This is a genomic window from Spirosoma montaniterrae, assembly GCF_001988955.1.
Taxonomy (GTDB): Bacteria; Bacteroidota; Bacteroidia; order Cytophagales; family Spirosomataceae; genus Spirosoma; species Spirosoma montaniterrae.
Genome location: NZ_CP014263.1, coordinates 2215470 through 2233381, shown reverse-complemented (window position 1 = coordinate 2233381; position 17912 = coordinate 2215470). Strand labels below are relative to the sequence as shown.

At 49.4% G+C, this 17912-nt stretch carries 11 protein-coding genes; 4 read left to right on the top strand and 7 right to left on the bottom strand.

The genetic code is table 11. The annotated features are described in order from the left end of the window. Positions 1–28 precede the first annotated feature (28 nt). From AWR27_RS09740 to AWR27_RS09725, 4 genes are all read left to right on the top strand, one after another. Positions 29–3079, top strand: coding sequence for a SusC/RagA family TonB-linked outer membrane protein (locus AWR27_RS09740; protein ID WP_077130999.1), 3051 nt, complete (start codon positions 29–31; stop codon positions 3077–3079). 4 nt (positions 3080–3083) lie between these two features. After that, on the top strand, positions 3084–4559 hold the full coding sequence (locus AWR27_RS09735) for a RagB/SusD family nutrient uptake outer membrane protein (protein ID WP_077130998.1): 1476 nt from the start codon (positions 3084–3086) through the stop codon (positions 4557–4559). Positions 4560–4563: 4 nt separating this feature from the next. Then, positions 4564–5748, top strand: a complete 1185-nt coding sequence (locus AWR27_RS09730) for a sialidase family protein (RefSeq protein ID WP_077130997.1) — start codon at positions 4564–4566, stop codon at positions 5746–5748. Positions 5749–5851: 103 nt separating this feature from the next. After that, on the top strand, positions 5852–7165 hold the full coding sequence (locus AWR27_RS09725) for a DUF3748 domain-containing protein (protein WP_232326025.1): 1314 nt from the start codon (positions 5852–5854) through the stop codon (positions 7163–7165). A gap of 227 nt (positions 7166–7392) precedes the next feature. Here AWR27_RS09725 and AWR27_RS09720 read toward each other — a convergent pair whose 3' ends face one another. The 7 genes from AWR27_RS09720 to AWR27_RS09690 all read right to left on the bottom strand — a co-directional run bounded on the left by AWR27_RS09720 (position 7393) and on the right by AWR27_RS09690 (position 17904). Then, complete coding sequence (locus tag AWR27_RS09720) at positions 7393–7797, bottom strand: hypothetical protein (RefSeq protein WP_077130996.1); 405 nt, start codon at positions 7795–7797, stop codon at positions 7393–7395. 153 nt (positions 7798–7950) lie between these two features. Then, positions 7951–9162 (bottom strand): alanine dehydrogenase, encoded by a 1212-nt coding sequence (locus AWR27_RS09715; RefSeq protein WP_077130995.1) that lies wholly within the window; start codon positions 9160–9162, stop codon positions 7951–7953. A 77-nt stretch (positions 9163–9239) separates the two neighbouring features. Beyond that, positions 9240–9662, bottom strand: a complete 423-nt coding sequence (gene tsaE, locus AWR27_RS09710; RefSeq protein ID WP_077130994.1) for a tRNA (adenosine(37)-N6)-threonylcarbamoyltransferase complex ATPase subunit type 1 TsaE — start codon at positions 9660–9662, stop codon at positions 9240–9242. A gap of 21 nt (positions 9663–9683) precedes the next feature. Next, positions 9684–10991, bottom strand: a complete 1308-nt coding sequence (locus tag AWR27_RS09705; RefSeq protein ID WP_077130993.1) for a Gfo/Idh/MocA family protein — start codon at positions 10989–10991, stop codon at positions 9684–9686. A gap of 112 nt (positions 10992–11103) precedes the next feature. Then, the gene (locus AWR27_RS09700) at positions 11104–12825 is read right to left on the bottom strand and encodes a RagB/SusD family nutrient uptake outer membrane protein (protein ID WP_418346638.1); all 1722 of its coding nucleotides are present in this window, start codon (positions 12823–12825) and stop codon (positions 11104–11106) included. Between the two features lie 54 nt (positions 12826–12879). Beyond that, positions 12880–16125 (bottom strand): SusC/RagA family TonB-linked outer membrane protein, encoded by a 3246-nt coding sequence (locus AWR27_RS09695; RefSeq protein ID WP_335695417.1) that lies wholly within the window; start codon positions 16123–16125, stop codon positions 12880–12882. Between the two features lie 213 nt (positions 16126–16338). Then, entirely contained in the window at positions 16339–17904 is a 1566-nt protein-coding gene (locus AWR27_RS09690) for a RagB/SusD family nutrient uptake outer membrane protein (protein ID WP_077130990.1), read from the bottom strand. Between the last annotated feature and the right edge of the window lie 8 nt (positions 17905–17912).

Genomic DNA, 17912 nt, shown 5'->3' with positions numbered 1-17912 from the left:
TAAACTGACTTGCCTTTACTTTAAAACTATGAAACGAAATCTACTCAAATTTCGGCTGGTAGGGCTAATGCTGTTTTTTTCGATAACGGCCTTAGCACAAAATGTAATTACCGGAAAGGTAATTGATGCCAAAACCAGAGAACTCTTGCCCGGAGCCACCATTCAACTTGAGGGAACTACCGTGGCAACGATCACTAATGCAGAAGGAACGTATAGTCTTACCGTTCCCAGGCTGAATGGCAAAATCACGGTGAGTTATGTAGGTTTTTTAACTAAAACAGTTGATCTCCTCAACCGGAAAAGCATAGATGTAGAGCTGGAACCAAATGTCTCGTTACTCGACGATGTCGTTGTAATTGGGTATGGAACTGCTAAGAAAAGTGATATAACCGGATCGGTGGCCAGCCTAACCGAAAAGAGTTTCAACAAAGGTGTCAATGTCTCTGCCGAACAACTAATAGCAGGGAAGGTCTCAGGTGTTCAGATTATTCAGAACAGTGGAGAACCCGGTGGTGGAATTACGGTGAACATTCGAGGTATGGGGTCACTTAATGCTGGCAATGCACCCTTGTATGTAGTGGATGGTTTTCCGATTGATAACTCAACTACCGTGAGTGGAACAGGAGCCAATTTTACGGGAATGCGTACAGCGAGAAATCCATTAAACTCAATTAACCCGGCTGATATTGCCTCAATAGAAGTTCTGAAAGATGCTTCGGCAACGGCAATCTATGGATCACGAGGAGCGAACGGGGTGGTTTTGATAACCACCAAACGAGGTAAAGAGGGCGGGCTGAAAGTAAGCTATGATGCCTACTACGGGGTTCAAAATATTATGAATGACATTAACCTGTTGAGCGCGAACGAGTATAAAACCGTGATGAACAGTTTGATTGACGCCGGAGCCGGAAATGTCAATTTGAAAATCGGTGAATTTTCGGGCGGAACAGACTGGCTCAGGCAAATGTACCGTAAAAACGCCCCAATCAACAGTCATAATATCTCATTTTCAGGCGGTAACCAGTCAACGAAATATTTCACCTCGCTAAATTATTTCGATCAGGACGGCGTGCTGATAAACTCGGCCAATAAACGTTACAGTGCCCGAGTCAATCTTGAGCATACAAACAAGAATTTTACTATTGGTACAAACATTACCTCGGCTTACGTAGCTGACTCCTACGTTGCCAACGGGATGGATCTGAACGAAAGAGCGGGTATAATTTATGCTGCCATCGCCTATGAGCCTACACTTTCCGTTTTTGATCAGAACAACAACTATGTTCTTTCGAAAAACATGAATATAGACAATCCGCTTGCCATAGCAAACGGAAAAACTTCTACGTCAGATCTTTATCGGACATTAGGAAGTGTTTATGGCGAAGTCAAATTTTTGACGGATTTTACCGCGAGATTAAACTTGGGTGCTGATATATCCACACAACGCCGGGATACGTATGTGGATAGACAAACCATAGAGGGTAGAGCCAATGGAGGCATAGCCAGCATTTTGACAGGCACCAACAACAGCTTTCTGTCTGAATTCACGCTGAACTACAAAAAACGGTTTGGTCGACAGGATCTGAACCTGCTGTTTGGAACTACAGCTCAACAGTTTGATACGAATGATCAGACATCTCAGGCAAGTGGTTTTCCTTCAGACGCAACAAAAACAGATAACCTTAGCTTAGGCGACCCCACTCGCTTTATCGCAACTAGTTCAAAATCAAGAAATAGTTTGTTATCCTATCTGGGGAGAGTAAATTATAACCTCTCGGATAAGTACTTATTGACGACCTCTTTACGGATTGATGGGTCTTCCCGTTTTGGTGAAAATAACAAATATGGCGTCTTCCCGTCCGTCGCTTTTGCCTGGAGACTTGAAAATGAAGAGTTCTTTAAGAACGCAAAATATATTACTTCATTAAAACTAAGATCCAGTTGGGGACAAACAGGAAATCAGGCGATTGATAACTATCAGTCATTGACTACGTATACAACTGGGCAAAAAGCTGTAATCGGAAATCAGCAGGTAAGCGCAACCACGCCCAACCGATTGCCAAATCCTAACCTGAAATGGGAAACTTCTGAGCAACTGAATTTCGGACTGGACTTTGGTTTCTGGGGTAACCGAATTACGGGTAGCCTGGACTGGTTTACCAAGACGACGAAAGACATGCTCCTGAATTTGCCTATCCCCCGAACCACAGGCTTCTCGACCATGATGACCAACATAGGATCCGTTCGTAATGGTGGGTTTGAAGTTTTGATAAACAGCAACAATCTCTCCGGGCCTCTGAGTTGGGAAACGACCCTAAACATGACCTGGCTACATAATAAAGTCCTCGACTTAGGAGGAATTCAGAACATTTTTACCGGAAGTGCAGGGGGCACAGCGAACGTATCCATCATTAAAGAAGGATTACCCATGTATTCATTCTATGGATACACAATTGATGGAGTATGGCAAACGGAGGATGATTTCACCACTACAAAAGACAACGTGAAGCCGGGTGATTTCAAGTACCGGGACTTAAACGGAGACAAGGTCGTTAATGCGGATGATCGTCAGGTAATCGGGAATCCATTTCCCAAATTCATCGCTTCATTAACGAATAACTTTACCTACAAGGGCTTCAATCTTAACATTTTTCTGGATGGCTCGTGGGGTGCGAAAATGTTGAACAATAATTTAGTTGACACTTATTTTCCTGCTAACCTGATGAGAAACCGTTTATCGGAACCATTGCTCAACCGCTGGACCCCATCAAACCCGTCATCGGTTTACCCATCATTTATTAATCCGCTGGGGCAAGGCAAGAAAGAGGTAAATACGTACACAGTTGAAAACGCAAACTTCCTCAGGCTGAATACGATCAGAGTGGGCTATGATTTTGCCGTCAAAAATTTTGCCATCAAAGGCTTGGGCGTTTTTGTTACGGGACAAAATATGGCCATGTGGACTAATTACAGGGGATATGACCCCTCCATAAATCCGAATGGTGGTGGCGTTAGAATAGACTGGAATGCATTTCCAACAGCCAGAACGATACTCTTTGGCGTGAACATAAATCTATAGCATCATGAAAAAGACAATAAACTACATCCTGACAGGACTGATTGTCGTCGGTACACTGTGCTTAACAGGTTGCAAGGACTTTTTGAAAGAGGAGGTGTTTTCACAGTTGGCTCCTGAAAACTACCTCAAAACGAAAGAAGGACTGACGTCGGTTCTTTATGAAACGTATGCTAAGGCTGCCAACATGAATAGTAACAACTCGATTTATGTGCTGGGCCCGCAGGAGTTTGTGACGGATATTTTATATCAGAGTGGTGATAATGTAGAAGCCACTATACGAAATTTCCGAGAGTTTAACTGGGACCCAACCATGGACTTTCTTACACAGAACTGGGATTCCTACTACCAGTGCATACGAAATGCCAATATTATCATCGAAAATATTCCGAGCTCAAACCTGTCGGCTACAGAAAAGACTGTATACGAAGCCGAAGCCCGGTTTTTGAGAGCAGTCAGCTATTACAAACTGTACTTCTTCTTTGGAACAGTACCTTTGAGAACAAGTAGTTCGCAGGGGTTGAGTTTGCCAAGAGCTTCAGAAATTGAACTGAAGCAATTCATAGATACTGAACTAAAGTTTGCACTCGAAAAATTACCCAATCCAGGCGCTGAAGTGCAGAAGTACAGAGCCCATAAGGCTGCTGCGGCTGGCTACCTGCTGAAATTTTATCTAAACACGAAGAACTGGAATGAAGCTAATACCGTCTCCGCTCAGTTTTTGAACTCGTTTAAGAACTATTCCTTATTTCCTACCTATAAGGATATGTTCAAAGTCGAAAATAAAAACAACAGTGAATACATTTGGGTAAGGCCAGCTTTCGCTTCCTCTGATCGTACAACAGCAAACAGTTGGAGTAATGTGTCATTTCCGGATAACTTCAAATCCGCGCCTGAAATAGGGCTTGTGTTTAAATCTACCTGGCTCAACTGGCCAAACGAATTCAGAATTTATGACAAGTTCTATAATACGTTTGAAGCTGGTGATAAGCGAAAAGATTTGATGATTACCTACTATATAAACACATCCGATCAGCGGGTTGAACTGCGTGGTAAAGACAATATCCGTTCATTTAAATATTGGCCAGATCCAAACAATGTAGGAGCGGCTCATGGAAATGATATTCCCGAAATACGCTTAGCCGACATCTTTCTATCAAGGGCCGAGGCACTTAACGAGATCAATGGGCCAGGGCCCGAAGCCATTCAGCTCGTCAATCAGGTTAGGGCCAGGGCTGGACTCGTAAACTTAAAACTCGAATCCATCACTACAAAAGAGGCCTTCAGAGAGCTGATACTGTTGGAAAGAGGGCATGAATTTTTCAATGAAGGACACCGACGAATGGATCTTATTCGTACGGGAAAGTTCATTTCAGACGCACAGGCAAGAGGTAAAAATGCGCAACCTTTCCACCTGGTTTTTCCAATTCCTCAGGTTGTGATTGATTCTGATCCGGTTATTCAACAAAATCCGAATTATTAAAAAGATGAAAAACATAAAAAGCAAAGCGATTCTCATCGTATGTTTTTTGGTCAGTTGGTCTGTAATCCAGGCTCAGACCGTGCCGGGCAATATTGTTTGCTATGAACCAAGTTCATCCCAAAAATATATCGGTTCGCCCAGTTTGGTAACGTTGCCCAATGGAGATTACGTGGCATCACACGATTTTTTTGGACCTAAAAGTTCTGAATGGCAGCAAGCTGTTAGCCGAATTTATACGTCAAACAATAAGGGGAAAACATGGCGTTATCTTACTGAAATCAATGGGGCATTTTGGAGCTCACTGTTTGTTCATAAAGGGGAACTCTATCTGCTGGGACCAGACAGGCATCATGGGACGGTTCTTATAAGAAAGTCAACCGACGGAGGTAATACCTGGACTAAACCAACAAACAAAGAAAATGGTGTATTGCTTACAGGAGAGTTTCACTGCGCTCCCATGCCGGTAATGGAATACAACGGCAGGCTTTGGAGGCCAATGGAGACGGCACATGGACCTGTATTACAATGGGGTAAACGATATGGAGCGATGGTGATGTCGGCACCGGTAGATTCGGACCTTATGAATTCGAAATCCTGGCAAAGCAGTACGCCTATCCTGTATGACAGCACGTTTAACAATGGCGATTTTGCCGGATGGCTGGAAGGAAACTTTGTGGTTGATAAAGACCAGAAAATGTGGGATATGCTCAGAGTGGCCAACAAAAAGTCGACTGAAGAGAAAGCGGCCATGGTGTCTATATCCCCTGACGGCAAAGCACTGGACTTTGATCCTAAGACGGGTTTTATACCTTTTGATGGCGGTAGTAAAAAGTTTGTGATAAAGTACGATACACTCAGTAAGAAATACTGGACTCTCGTCAATATAATACCCGACAAATATCGAAAGCAGTTTCCAGAACGTAATCCTTCCGGTTTTCGGAATATTTTGATGCTAAAATGTTCTGCGGATTTAAAAAAATGGGATGATGTTAAGGTTATCCTGGAACACGAAGATGTTATTTATCATGGGTTTCAGTATGTAGACTGGTCATTTGAAGGAAATGATATTATAGTGCTTTCCAGAACGGCTTATTTTGATGGGATCACCAACGCCAAGAATAACCATGATGCTAATTATTTGACGTTTCATAGGGTAGAAAACTTTAGAAAAATCAAGAGTAAAATTTAAGAAAGGTACCCCGATGTATTAAACACCACTGAATGTTGCAGCAGAGGTGTGCAACATTCAGGTTAACTTCTTCCTGCAAAGGGTATGTAATTCTCTAATAGCTATGAAATGGCTCTGGATAATCGCTCTTGTTTTGTTAAATAGTTGCATGACATTAACTACTACTAGCCTGACAGTTTCGCCAACAGGCCACACGTTACACCATAATGGTGTGTTTTCAAATGATGGACAATGGATTGTTTTCGATAGTAGGAATGATGACACTAAAATTGGAGAAACTTCTACCATTGGTATTGTCCACGTAAAGACCGGGGAAGAGAAGATAATTTACAAAACCTCGAACCAAACCGTTTATGGACCGGGTGTGGGAGCGGTGTCCTTTAGTCCGTTGGAGGATAAAGTGATTTTTATCCATGGATTGTCTAATGCGAATGGTGAAAAACCGTATGCCATGTCTCGAAGAACTGGTGTTGGCATCAATATTAATTTTCCTTACAAGTCTTTCTTTTACGATGCCAGAGATATACATTTTCCATACACACCCGGATCGCTCCGTGGTGGAACACATTCTCATTGCTGGAGTGGAGATGGACAGTTAGTCAGTTTTACATATAACGATGAATTGATAGATGCTGATCTAAGGGTGGTGGGCGTAATGCTCCCCTTCCCACAGGGCGTTAAGGTTGATTCTACCAAAGGAAACAATAATGGGATAATGTTTTCATCTATTGTAGCAAATGTAGTGAGAAATCCTAAGCCTGGTTCTGACGAAATCAACAAGGCGTTTGACGAGTGTTGGGTAGGGAAAAATGGCTATACACTGAAATCAGGTAAACGTATTCCGCACGCTATTGCTTTTCAGGGCAACGTTTTAAACCAGGAGGGCAAGCAAATTACGGAGGTTTTCATTGTCGATATTGATTCAGAAAAGATCCTGGCGGACTCCTTAGCCGTTGGAAAAATAGGAGAAAGGCCCCGCGTACCGATTGGGATACACCAAAGACGGATTACATTTTCTGATAAAGGACTTTCGGATACCCGGCATTGGTTGCGTTCGAGTCCTGACGGAAAATTTATCTATGCTTTGGCTAAGGGCCAAAATGAATACAATCAGCTTATTGAAATTGAGGTTCAAACGGGCAATATGAGGTTTCTAACCAACAATGACTTTTCAATTGACTACTCATTTAATCTAAATAAAGATGGTAGTAAAATAGCCTATGTAGCGCAAAATTCTATCTATCTTTTCGATCTGATAAAAGGTGTTTCGACACAAATTGTCAGCAAAGAAAAGGGGAAAATCGTAGGAACCCCTTCTTTTTCACCTCTTGATCATGTATTGGTTTTTAACCAGTACATTAAAGACCGAAAAGGAAATGATTTTTTACAGATTCGAAAGATTATTCTATCTGAATAAGCCAGTAATCTGTCATGGTTCCATAGATCTGCTACATCTTACTCACGCAGAAATGTAGCATTTTTCTAAGTCACTTTCTGTCGCCGATAACGAGCAACTTGCTTATCGAGGCTGTAGGCTTGCTCTCGTATCCGCTTTTTCAAGGCATCATAACGAGCAACCACGTTATTCCCAAAAATACTTCTAATACCTACCTATACCAGTCGACTTTACTTGGTTTATCCTGATTAATCTTCCGGATAGGGAATATATACAAATCCGGCAAAGTCGCCGTGAACAACGAACAGGCAGCAGTATTCGTCGGGCGTTTTGTAGTTTTCTTTCCAGAGTTCGACCGATTCGGGGCCGATGAGCGCACGCTGAATGAACTCGTCTACAAACGACGCTTTGTAATTCCACTTGTTTTCCAACTCGGTTGCGCCAATGAGCAACTGCCCCACCGGCACCTCCCGGCGTGACGCGACAAACACCGGATAATCCGAAAAACCGCGTTTCCGAATCTGATACGACGCTTCCTTTAACTGATCGGCTACTTTGACAAAATCGGACGAAATTTCGCCCATCAACTGTTTGTTGACGTCATACGAGTTGGCATCGTCGAGTAGCGTATTTTCGTTGCTGTGGTTAATCATAATTTTATTGACGTTGCGTTGTATGGCTGGCGCACGTGGAGACGCAAAGGGTTGCGTCTCTACACGGGATGGTCAATTGTAGAGACGCAACCCTTTGCGTCTCCACGCGCGTCAGCCATACAGCCATACAACACACATAAATACTATTTCGTGTTAAAACCGTGCGGCCAGCAGTAACTGCAAATCTTTGAACCGCATGTTGAATTTGCGGGCGATGTATAGATTGGTCAGCGTACCTCTATGGGCATAAACACCTTTCATAAACCAACGGTTCGCATACAGCATCTGCTCGATGCCGCCGGTGGTGCCGGTTTCCAGCAGGAAGGGCAGAAACACGTTGCTTAGTGCCATACTGGCCGTATAGGCCACGCGGGCGGCAATGTTTGGCACGCAGTAATGAATCACGCCCATGTGCCGAAAAGTGGGCTGCTTGTGGGTGGTCATGCGCGACGTCTCGAAGTTGCCACCCTGGTCGATGGACACGTCGATAATAACGGAATCGGGTTTCATGCGCCCCACCATTTCTTCGGTTACGACTACCGGACTCAGGCCATCGTCGGCCCGCATGGCACCAATCACCACGTCGGCGCGTTGAACGGCTTCGGTCAGCGTGTCGGAGTCGATAATAGACGTGTAGATATGCTGCCCAACGGCGTATTTAAGCCGTTGCAATTTGTATAGATGCCGGTCGAACACCTTAATGTCGGCTCCCATGCCGAGGGCTGTGCGAACGGCGTATTCGGCTACCGTGCCCGCGCCGAGCAACACCACCTTCGTAGGCGGAACGCCCGTGATACCGCCCAGAATGATACCCCGGCCATTGTCGGCGTTGCTGAGGTATTCGGCAGCAATAAGCATGACCGTACTACCCGCAATTTCGCTCATCGACCGAATAATGGGCATATTACCAGCTTGATCCTCAATGAATTCGTAGCCGAACGCCGTAATATTTTTTTCGTTGATTCTTTCGAAATACTTCCGCTCATGCGTGGGTAAATTCAACGCTGAAATCACCGTACTGCCCGACCGAACATGCTCAAACTCGGCATCGACCAATGGTTCGATTTTTAGAATCAGATTGGCTTCGTACACCTCTTTGGGCGAATAAGCAATTTGCGCCCCCGCTTCGCTGTATTCCGAGTCGGTAAATTTAGCTTTCTCGCCTGCGCCCTGCTCAACAATCACGTTGTGGCCGTTGCGCACCAGAATTGCCACCGCTTCGGGTGTGAGCGCAATCCGGTTTTCCTGAAGCGATACCTCTTTCGGCAGGCCAATAAGCAAACTATTCCGGCTGGTTCTTACGGCCATCGGAGCTTCTTTGGGGTAGAGTGCCGTTTGCTTGGCTAATTCTTCAAATCCAGTCACTTCATCAATGTTTCGTGTTCAATGCACAACGTTCAATGTTGTTTCCCTCAGGAAAACGTTGAACCTTGAATGTTGAACTAATGAACAGTAGTCGATTCCACCGTTCGCCGTTCGGTTTCGTCGGCGGTAAGGTGGATGTGGTAATACGCTGGCGGCCAGAGCGATGCGATACGTTCGGGCCATTCGATAAAGCAATAATTACCCGAGTCGAAGTACTCTTCGATGCCAATGTCCAACGCTTCGGCTTCGTTGCGGAGCCGGTAGCAGTCGAAATGGTAAACCGAATGACCTTCGTGGGTAGTATACTCGTTGACAATAGAAAACGTTGGGCTTTGCACCATGCTCACTACGCCCAACGCCCGGCACAGGGCTTTGATGAGCGTAGTTTTACCCGCCCCCATCTCACCCTCAAACAGCCAGACCGACTGTTCGCGCCCGTCGGCAAGCAGCCGGTGGGCAACGGTATCGAGTTCGTCGAGTTGGTGAAAGTGCAGCTTCATAAGCTGCAAAGATACGGAATTTTACACCGCCCACTCCTTTCGCATCGGGCGGCTCAGTAACGCATTCGCTTCGGCGTCGTTCTCAAATTTTTCTTTGGCCGGATTCCAGCGGAGCGGACGTTTGAGCCGGTACGCTATGTTGCCAATAGTGCAAACGGTGGCCGTGCGGTGGCCGGTTTCCACGTCGCAGATGGGTGTTTTGCGGCTGCGGATGGCGTCCAAGAAGTTTTTGTAATGGTTATCGCTGAAGTATGCCCTGCGTTCGCCTTCGGCTATTATCTTGTCTTTCAGTGTGGTTGGGGTGGTGATCAGTTCGCCACGGGCTACTTTAATTTCGCCTTCGGTGCCGATAAAATGGCAGTGTTGTTTGCCTTCAACGGGCTGATGCCGCATTTCGACGCTGTTGGCATAGCGGTAAATCAAGCCCTTGCTACTGCTGTCCGAAGCGTCGGACCGGGTAGGCGGAACGATGTCGACCGGGCCAGATTCGTCCATGCCTAAGCCCCACTGGGCGATGTCGAACATGTGTGCGCCCCAGTCGGTCATGCCGCCCCCGCCAAACTCGTCGATATTGCGCCACTGACCCCAGAAAGTATCTTTAGGCGTGGGCAGCAGCACACTGTTATACGGTCGGGCAATGGTGTTGGGACCGAGCCAGGCATCCCAGTTGACCCCGGCAGGCACGGGCTGTGCGTCCAGGTCCCACGGGCGTGGTGGCCCACCTACGTTCACGTTGATAGTTTTGATTTCGCCAATGTAGCCCCCCCGCACCAGTTCAACCGCCTGCCGAAATTCATTCCACGACCGCTGCATACTGCCCGTCTGGAACACGCGCTTGTGCTTGCGGGTGGCCCGCACCATGTCGCGGCCTTCCTGCACGGTCAGTGACAGCGGTTTCTCGCAATAAATGTCTTTTTTGGCTTTAGCCGCCTGAACCACCATAACGCCGTGCCAGTGGTCGGGCGTAACGATTACCACAGCGTCTATACCTTTGTTATCGAGCAGGTTGCGGTAATCGTCGTAGCGTTCGCAGCCGTTGTAGGTGCCTTTGTCGGTTTTGCTGGCATAATGCGCGTTTACAGCATCGGCAAACGCTGTTACTTTCGACGCGTCGACATCACACGCGGCTATGATGCGGGCGTCATTTTTCAGAAACTGCCCGCGCAGGCCGCCACTTTGTTTGCCAACCCCGATAAAACCAATCGTAATCTGGTCGCTTGGGGCCAGAAACCCGCGCCCAAGTACGTGGCGGGGAACAATTGAAAACACCGACAGCGCAGCAGCCTGTTTGAGAAACGTTCGGCGGTCAGAAGAAGAGGGGTTGTTCATGGCGATACAGTTTGCATAAAAAGAGCGTGACCAACAGCCTTTACTTACTGTAGTCACGCTCCCTGCCAATACGAACCACTACTGGCTGTTACCTGCTGACTGTTACCTGTAATCAGTAGCCCGGATTCTGCTTCAGCGTTTCTTTGCCGTCGAGTTTGCTGTTGAAAATTTCCTGAACCGGCACCGGGAAATACTCATGCTTGCCTTTCACAAACGTAACCCCCCGCAGATACGTGCGTTTGGTTTGCTCCACGCGGTAATACTCGTTCATGGTTTGCTCAACAGTACCCCAGCGCACGAGGTCGAAGAAACGGTGGCCTTCCATAGCAAACTCTAATCGCTGCTCGAACCGAACGGCCTGCCGGGCACGGTCGCGGTTGCTGAAGGCCGGGTGGCTGGCCGGATACTCGCGAATAACATAATTAGCCGCCGGAGCACCAGCCGCCGTTCTGAGGAAACCGTCGGGGTTGGCGGCCCGTCGGCGAATCTGATTCACCAACTGCCGTGCCCGCTCAAAGTTGCCCTGTTCTACCTCAACTTCGGCCAGCCACAGCAGCACGTGCGACAACCGAATCATGCGGTAGTTGTTGGCATTCTGGCGGGGGTTGCCGCTCCAGGTCCAGCCTGCTGCCGCGTCGGAGCGTTGTGGCACGTGCTTCTTGGGCGAATACGGTCCGGCATAGTTCTGGTTACGAATCCAGTTCCGGCCAGGGTGAACGCCCCAATCGAGGAACGGAATACCCCGGCGTCCTACGGTATGATCGAGCCGGGGGTCGAGCGGGCCAGCGAAGGGAGTGAATGCCTGATCGCTCAGAATGTTCTGGTCGTTGGTAACGTCGGCTTCATTGAACGTATCGAGCAGGGGTAGGCCGTTTTCGTCGGTTTTAAATGCATTAACCAAGTTCTGCGATGGCTGGAAAAAGCCGCAGCAGGTGGTTAATGCACCAGCTCCCATCGGGTAGTTCAGCGTAGCACCCCGGTTGCCATTGTTACTGATCGAGGCTCCGTCGTTGACCGAAAACTGCACCTCAAAAATCGATTCGGCATTATTGTTGGTTCCGATGCGGTGGTTATCCTGATACCGATCTACCAGCCGATAGCGGTTGCTGGCTACGATGGCTTCGAGCAGCGGTCTGGCTTCGGCAAACTTGTTCTGAAACAGCATGGCTTTGGCAAGCATAGCCCCAGCCGCCCATTTGGTGGCGCGGCCCCGCTGGGTTTGCGTTTCGGGCAGATTGTCGTAGGCGAATTTCAGATCGGCTTCAATTTTGGGCCAGATATTTTCGTTGTTGGGAACTTTGGTGCTATTCGGGTTCGACGGATTATAGATGGTTTCATCGATGTAAGGGGCCATGTTCCACATCTTCTTGGCCTCGAAGTGGTAATGGCCGCGCAAAAAACGAGCCTGAGCGCGTGCCTGGGTTTTCTCGGCATCGCTCATATCGTTTACCCGTGCGGTCATCAACATCACGTCGTTGGTGCGGGCGATGCCGTCATACATGGCCCGCCATTTGCCCCGAAAATGGTTGTTATCAGCCTGAATGTTACGGGTTTCGATAAAGGTAATTTCGGGCTGATCGGTTTCAATCGAGCCTTTGTAGGCGTCGTCGGAGGTGACGGAGCCATATACCCAGTTATCGGCGGCACCGTGCCAGTCGGAGAACGACGAGAGTGCCTGTACGCCGTCGAGCATGGAGTAAGCACCAATCAGCAATAGGTTCAGCCCCTCGCGGTTGGCTAAGCTGGCATCACTGAGTACGGCAGTAGGCTGCACCTCCAGAAATTTGTCGGAGCAGGACGTCGACAGGGTCGTGAGGGCGGCTGTTGTCAGCATCGCCACACTGTATTTATGCAATCGGTTCATGATAGTTCGTTTTTCTACTATAGATTAAAAACCAAGACTTAAACCCACCAGCAACGCCCGCGACGCCGGATACGCGCCTTCGTCAACGCCCAATTGCCGGTCTTGCCCGATGCCGCTCGAACTCCGTAGGTTGATTTCGGGGTCGAGGCCGCTGTACTTCGTGAAAGTCAGCCAGTTTTGCGCCTGAACATACACGTTGGCATTGCTCAGGTTCAGGCGACTGAACACGGTTTTCGGCAGCGTGTAGGTAAGCTGAATGTTCCGCAGCCGCAGAAATGAACCGTTTTCGAGGAAATAGGTCGACGGGTTCGAGTTGATGTTATCGCTGGAGCGGGGCAGCGGCAGTACGGCGTTGGTACTGCCCGGTCGCCATGATTGTTCGAGCATCCGGCGGCTGCGGTTGCCAGCAAACGTTGGGAAGTCGGTCCAGTATTTTACGTAGTTGAAAATCTGGTTGCCCTGTACACCCTGCCCAAGCAAATCGAGCCGAAAGTTTTTGTAGCCTACGTTCACGTTGAAGCCGTACATGAAATCGGGATGGGGGTTGCCGATGATGGTACGGTCGGCGGCTGTAATCAGGCCATCGTTATTGATATCGCGGAACCGGAAATTACCCGCCCGGTTGGTAACACCGTCGAACTGACGCGGGGCAGCCGCGCCTTCCTCGTCCGACTGGAAGATACCGTCCACAAAATAGCCAAAGAACGATGCCAGCGGGAAGCCCTGCTGCGTAACGCTCACAGTGCCAGTTGGTAAGCGCAGGTTTGAGAAGCCGAAAAACTGCGTAGCCGGGTCGCCGTTGGTACGGGTAACGAGGTTACGGTAGGTCGAGAAGTTGACGCCGATGCCATAGGTCAGATTACCGCGCAGGGCTTTGTCGTTATAATTCAGGCCCAGTTCAACCCCTTTATTAGTCATCTCGCCGATATTCTGGAATGGATTGGTGGCTACGCCCTGTGTGAACTGCACTTCCACCGGAAACAGCATATCGGTGGTTCGGCGGTTGAACCAGTCGAAATTGAGGTCTAAGCGACCTTTGAGCAACGTAGCATCAAGGCCGATGTTGGTAGATGTAGTAGTTTCCCAGCGGGCGTTTTCGTTGCCAAACTGCGCCAGTTCGTAACCCTGAAACGACGACGTGCGTGAGCCGGTCAGGTCATAAAACGACGATTCGGGCGATGAGGCATATTGCGTGGCGAAGTTATAATCGCCAATCGACTGGTTGCCGGTTCGGCCCCAGCCTGCCCGCAGTTTGGCATCGGTCAGCCACGACAGCCGCGACAGAAAGCCCTCGCGTGATACGCGCCAGCCCACGCTTGCTGCCGGGAAAATGGCCGTGCGGAAATTGGGCGCAAACCGCGACGAACGGTCACGGCGCAAGGTGAAGTCAACCAGATACTTGTCGTCGAGTGCGTAGTTGATTCGGCCAAATTCCGATGCCAGCCGGTAGTCGACAAATGGCCGACCGTCGGCCCGGATAATATTGCGGCCTGCAAACAGGTAACGGTTGGTGAGGTCGTCGGAAGCAAAGCCCTGCCGTTCGGCCAGAAACCCTTCGCCAAAGCTTTTGATGGCTTCGGTGCCCAGAATGACGTTGAAGCGGTGCCGGTTGGCAATGGTCATATTATAGGTCAGCGTGTTGTACCAGGTCCAGGTGTAGTCGTATCGGTTTTCCTGAATCAGCGAATTCGACCCGGCCTGTTCGTTCGACTCTACGTCGATGGCCCGATACCGCCGAACGTTGAACAGGTTATAATCAACGCCGAAACTGGTGCGGAAGGTCAGGTTTTTCAGGATGTCGAAATCGGCGTAGGCGTTACCAAACAGCCTGATTTCCCGCTCTTTATTGTCTTTGTTTCGCCATAGATCGGCCAGCGGGTTGCGGGCGTTGTCGAGGTCGGCCCCCGACGTACCGGCAAAGTAATTACGAATGTCGTAGACCGGTATGATGGGCTGAATACGGTAGGCGAACGACACGGGATTAGCCTCGTTCTGGTTGCCGTTAGGTTGCCCGATACGTTCGCCATATGATACCTGGAAGTTTTCACCGATGCGAACGCGCTTAGTCACGTTAAATTCGGTGTTGGCTCGCAGTGCATAGCGTTTGTAGCTCGTATACTCCATAATGCCTTTTTGATCGAAGTAGTTGAGCGACATGGCGTAGCGGGCCGCTTCGGTAGCCCCCGATACGCCAATCTGGTGATTCTGAATAGGGGCGGGGTTGAAAATAACGTCGTACCAGTCGGTGCCTTCCTGATTGGCGCGGGTAATCAGGTTGCGGGCCGTGGGCGTGTTGTTGTAGAGCGCGTCGGCAGCGCGTGGGTCGTTGGGGTCGGTGCTGCCTGCGGGCAGAATCCAGTAAGGAATTACAGGCCGGGCACCGTTGCCAAACTGGGCATGGCGGGGGTATGTTAGCTGCCCATTGGTGCCTGGCTGCGGCACACCGTTGCGGAGCGGGTTGAGCGAATTTATGCCTGCTTCCCAAACCAGATTGGCGTACTCCTGCGTGTTAAGCAGGTCCAGGAATTTCCAGGCACTCTGTTGCCCGTAGTAAGCGTCGTAAGTCAGGCGTGGTTTACCGGCTTTTCCTTTTTTAGTGGTGATAATAACAACCCCATTACCTGCCCGCGACCCATAGATGCTGGCTGCCGACGCATCTTTCAGAATTTGCATCGACTCAATATCATTCGGGTTGATGGTGTTGAGGTTGCCCTGCGTTGGTACACCGTCGATTACGTAGAGCGGGGTGTTATCGTTAATAGTACCAAATCCCCGAATACGCACCATGATGCCCCCGCCCGGCGAGTTATCGTTGCTGACGTTCACACCCGCAATGCGCCCCTGCAAGCCCTGAGCCGCGTTGGTGATGGGCACCGCCAGCAAGGCTTTCGAGTCGATAGAGGCTACTGCGCCCGTAATGTCTTTCTTCGATTGGGTGCCGTATCCCGTTACAACAACTTCGCTCAGCGTTTTTATGTCGGGGGTTAACGTAATGGCGAGATCGCTCTGATTGCCAATGGTAGCTTCCTGGGTTGCGAAGCCAATGGCCGAAACCGTCAGTACGGTACGGCCCGCTGGCAGTTGCAGCGTGAACTGCCCGTTGGCGTCGGTAACTACGCCCGTTTGTGTTCCTTTGATAACAACGTTGGCCCCTGGTAGCGGGCTATTGTCGTTACCGTCCAGAACCCGGCCTGTTAGTCGCCGGTCCTGTGCAAAAGCGGTTATGCACAAAAACCAGCTCAGGAGCAAAACCGGTAGTGTACGTTTCAAAGGCGGGTATACGTTTGTCATAATGTAAGAAATAGGTTGATTAAACTGTTTGGTCAGAACTACTTAAGTGCTACTGCTCAAAGTAGCAAGGTCGACAATTCTAATTTTTATTTCAATAGTGCTAATCGTTTGATAACAAATAAAGCCGAAAGCGAAGGTTGTTTGTGCAACCACCCGCTTTCGGCTTTATTCAGTCACTGAATCAGATAGACCTTACACGCCCGGATAGCCCGGATTCTGCGTCTTCAGGTTCGGGTTGTTAAGCAGTTCAGGCCGGGGAATCGGGAACAGCAGGTGCTTCTCCTGATACGGCGCGTTGGACGACGGTGAGATGGCTCCCACGAAGTTAACAAACTGGCGCGTAGTGGGGTTGAACGACCGCCGTAAACGAACCATATCGTACCATGTAATCTGCTCGTAGCACAACTCCCACCAACGCTCGCGCCAAACGGCTTCGCGGAAGGAAGCCTGCGTAAACGTACCGATTGCCGGCGTGGTCAGTTTGGCCCGGTCGCGAACGCGCTTATAGGCATCGTAAGCGGCCTGCGTAGGTGGCCCCAGTTCGTTCTGCGCTTCGGCGTAGGTCAGCAGCACTTCGGCATAGCGAATCTGCGGCACGTTCAGGTTGTCGTTGCGTGTACCCGGTATGCCTTCTATTCCGTTTGCTACGAAATTAAAGTGCTTGAAAATGTAGGGCGCACCGAGGTTAAATCGCGCTCCATTGCCATTCGTGAAGTAGGTTGTATAGAACCAGCCCTCCTGATCTTTGGCCCGCAAATCACCTGTTTCATACGAGTTGTAGAAAGCCGCCACCGGCACCGTACTTCCCGTGCCGCCGGGCCCGGCAAACGTTACCGCCTTGAAGTTGGGGAACATGTTGCCCATCGGATTTCCGGCTACGACCACGTTGTATTGCAGCGAGAAAATATGCTCCAGCCGGTTTTCGAGCCGCTCGTCGTGTACGTTCATGTAGGTCGGAAACAGCCCGATAGCGGTTGGGTTGGCGTTGGCATAGGTTATTACTTCAAACGCTTTGTCGGCCGCCAGTTTGAAGTGGGTCGCACCTTTGCTGAGCGGGAAACCGGCCATTGTCAGGTACACTTTGGCTAACTGCGACTTCACGGCAGCCATACCCACGCGTCCGTTCTGATTCATCCAGGCAAGAGGAGCTTTCTCGGCCTCTACCAGATCAGCCACAATCTGATTGTATACCTGCTCCTGCGGGGTGCGTGCGGGATTAAAGTCCTCGGTGGTAGTATCCTGCGGCTTGGTAATCAGCGGCACATCACCCCACAGACGCACGGCATGAAAGTAGGCGTAAGCACGCAAAAAGCGGGCCTCAGCCAGAATCCGCGCTTTTTGGTCAGCATTCATCGGTGTGATGCCCGGCACTTTGTCGAGTACGAGGTTAGCGTTGGCGATAACCCGATACAGGCTGCCCCAGGCGTTGATGATATGGGCTGTGTTGCCGTCGTACACCAGCGAGTACAAATTGTTCAGGTCAGAGTTCTGAGCTGTCTCGGTAGTAGACGTGCCGGTAGGGGCTTCGAGCATCTGCCAGGTCGAAGAGAAAATACCGGCTCCGCCATACATACCCCGCAGGTCAGCATAGACGGCTGCAATGGCTGCTTCGGCATGGTCGGGAATGGTATAGAAACTGTCGGGCGTAAGGGCCGACGGAGCCTGCTCCTCTAAGAAATCTTTACAACTGGTTGGTCCCAGTAGCAAGGCCCCGCTCAGGAGCAGCATGCTTAGTGGTTTATGTAGTTTGAAAGTCATAATCGTGG

Excerpts from the sequence above, each read along its gene's own strand:
- AWR27_RS09725 (WP_232326025.1), top strand. The coding sequence starts at position 5,852 with ATGAAATGGCTCTGGATAATCGCTCTTGTTTTGTTAAATAGTTGCATG.
- AWR27_RS09690 (WP_077130990.1), bottom strand. The coding sequence starts at position 17,904 with ATGACTTTCAAACTACATAAACCACTAAGCATGCTGCTCCTGAGCGGG.
- AWR27_RS09735 (WP_077130998.1), top strand. The coding sequence starts at position 3,084 with ATGAAAAAGACAATAAACTACATCCTGACAGGACTGATTGTCGTCGGT.
- AWR27_RS09700 (WP_418346638.1), bottom strand. The coding sequence starts at position 12,825 with ATGCTGACAACAGCCGCCCTCACGACCCTGTCGACGTCCTGCTCCGAC.
- AWR27_RS09730 (WP_077130997.1), top strand. The coding sequence starts at position 4,564 with ATGAAAAACATAAAAAGCAAAGCGATTCTCATCGTATGTTTTTTGGTC.
- AWR27_RS09720 (WP_077130996.1), bottom strand. The coding sequence starts at position 7,797 with ATGATTAACCACAGCAACGAAAATACGCTACTCGACGATGCCAACTCG.
- AWR27_RS09740 (WP_077130999.1), top strand. The coding sequence starts at position 29 with ATGAAACGAAATCTACTCAAATTTCGGCTGGTAGGGCTAATGCTGTTT.
- AWR27_RS09705 (WP_077130993.1), bottom strand. The coding sequence starts at position 10,991 with ATGAACAACCCCTCTTCTTCTGACCGCCGAACGTTTCTCAAACAGGCT.
- tsaE (WP_077130994.1), bottom strand. The coding sequence starts at position 9,662 with ATGAAGCTGCACTTTCACCAACTCGACGAACTCGATACCGTTGCCCAC.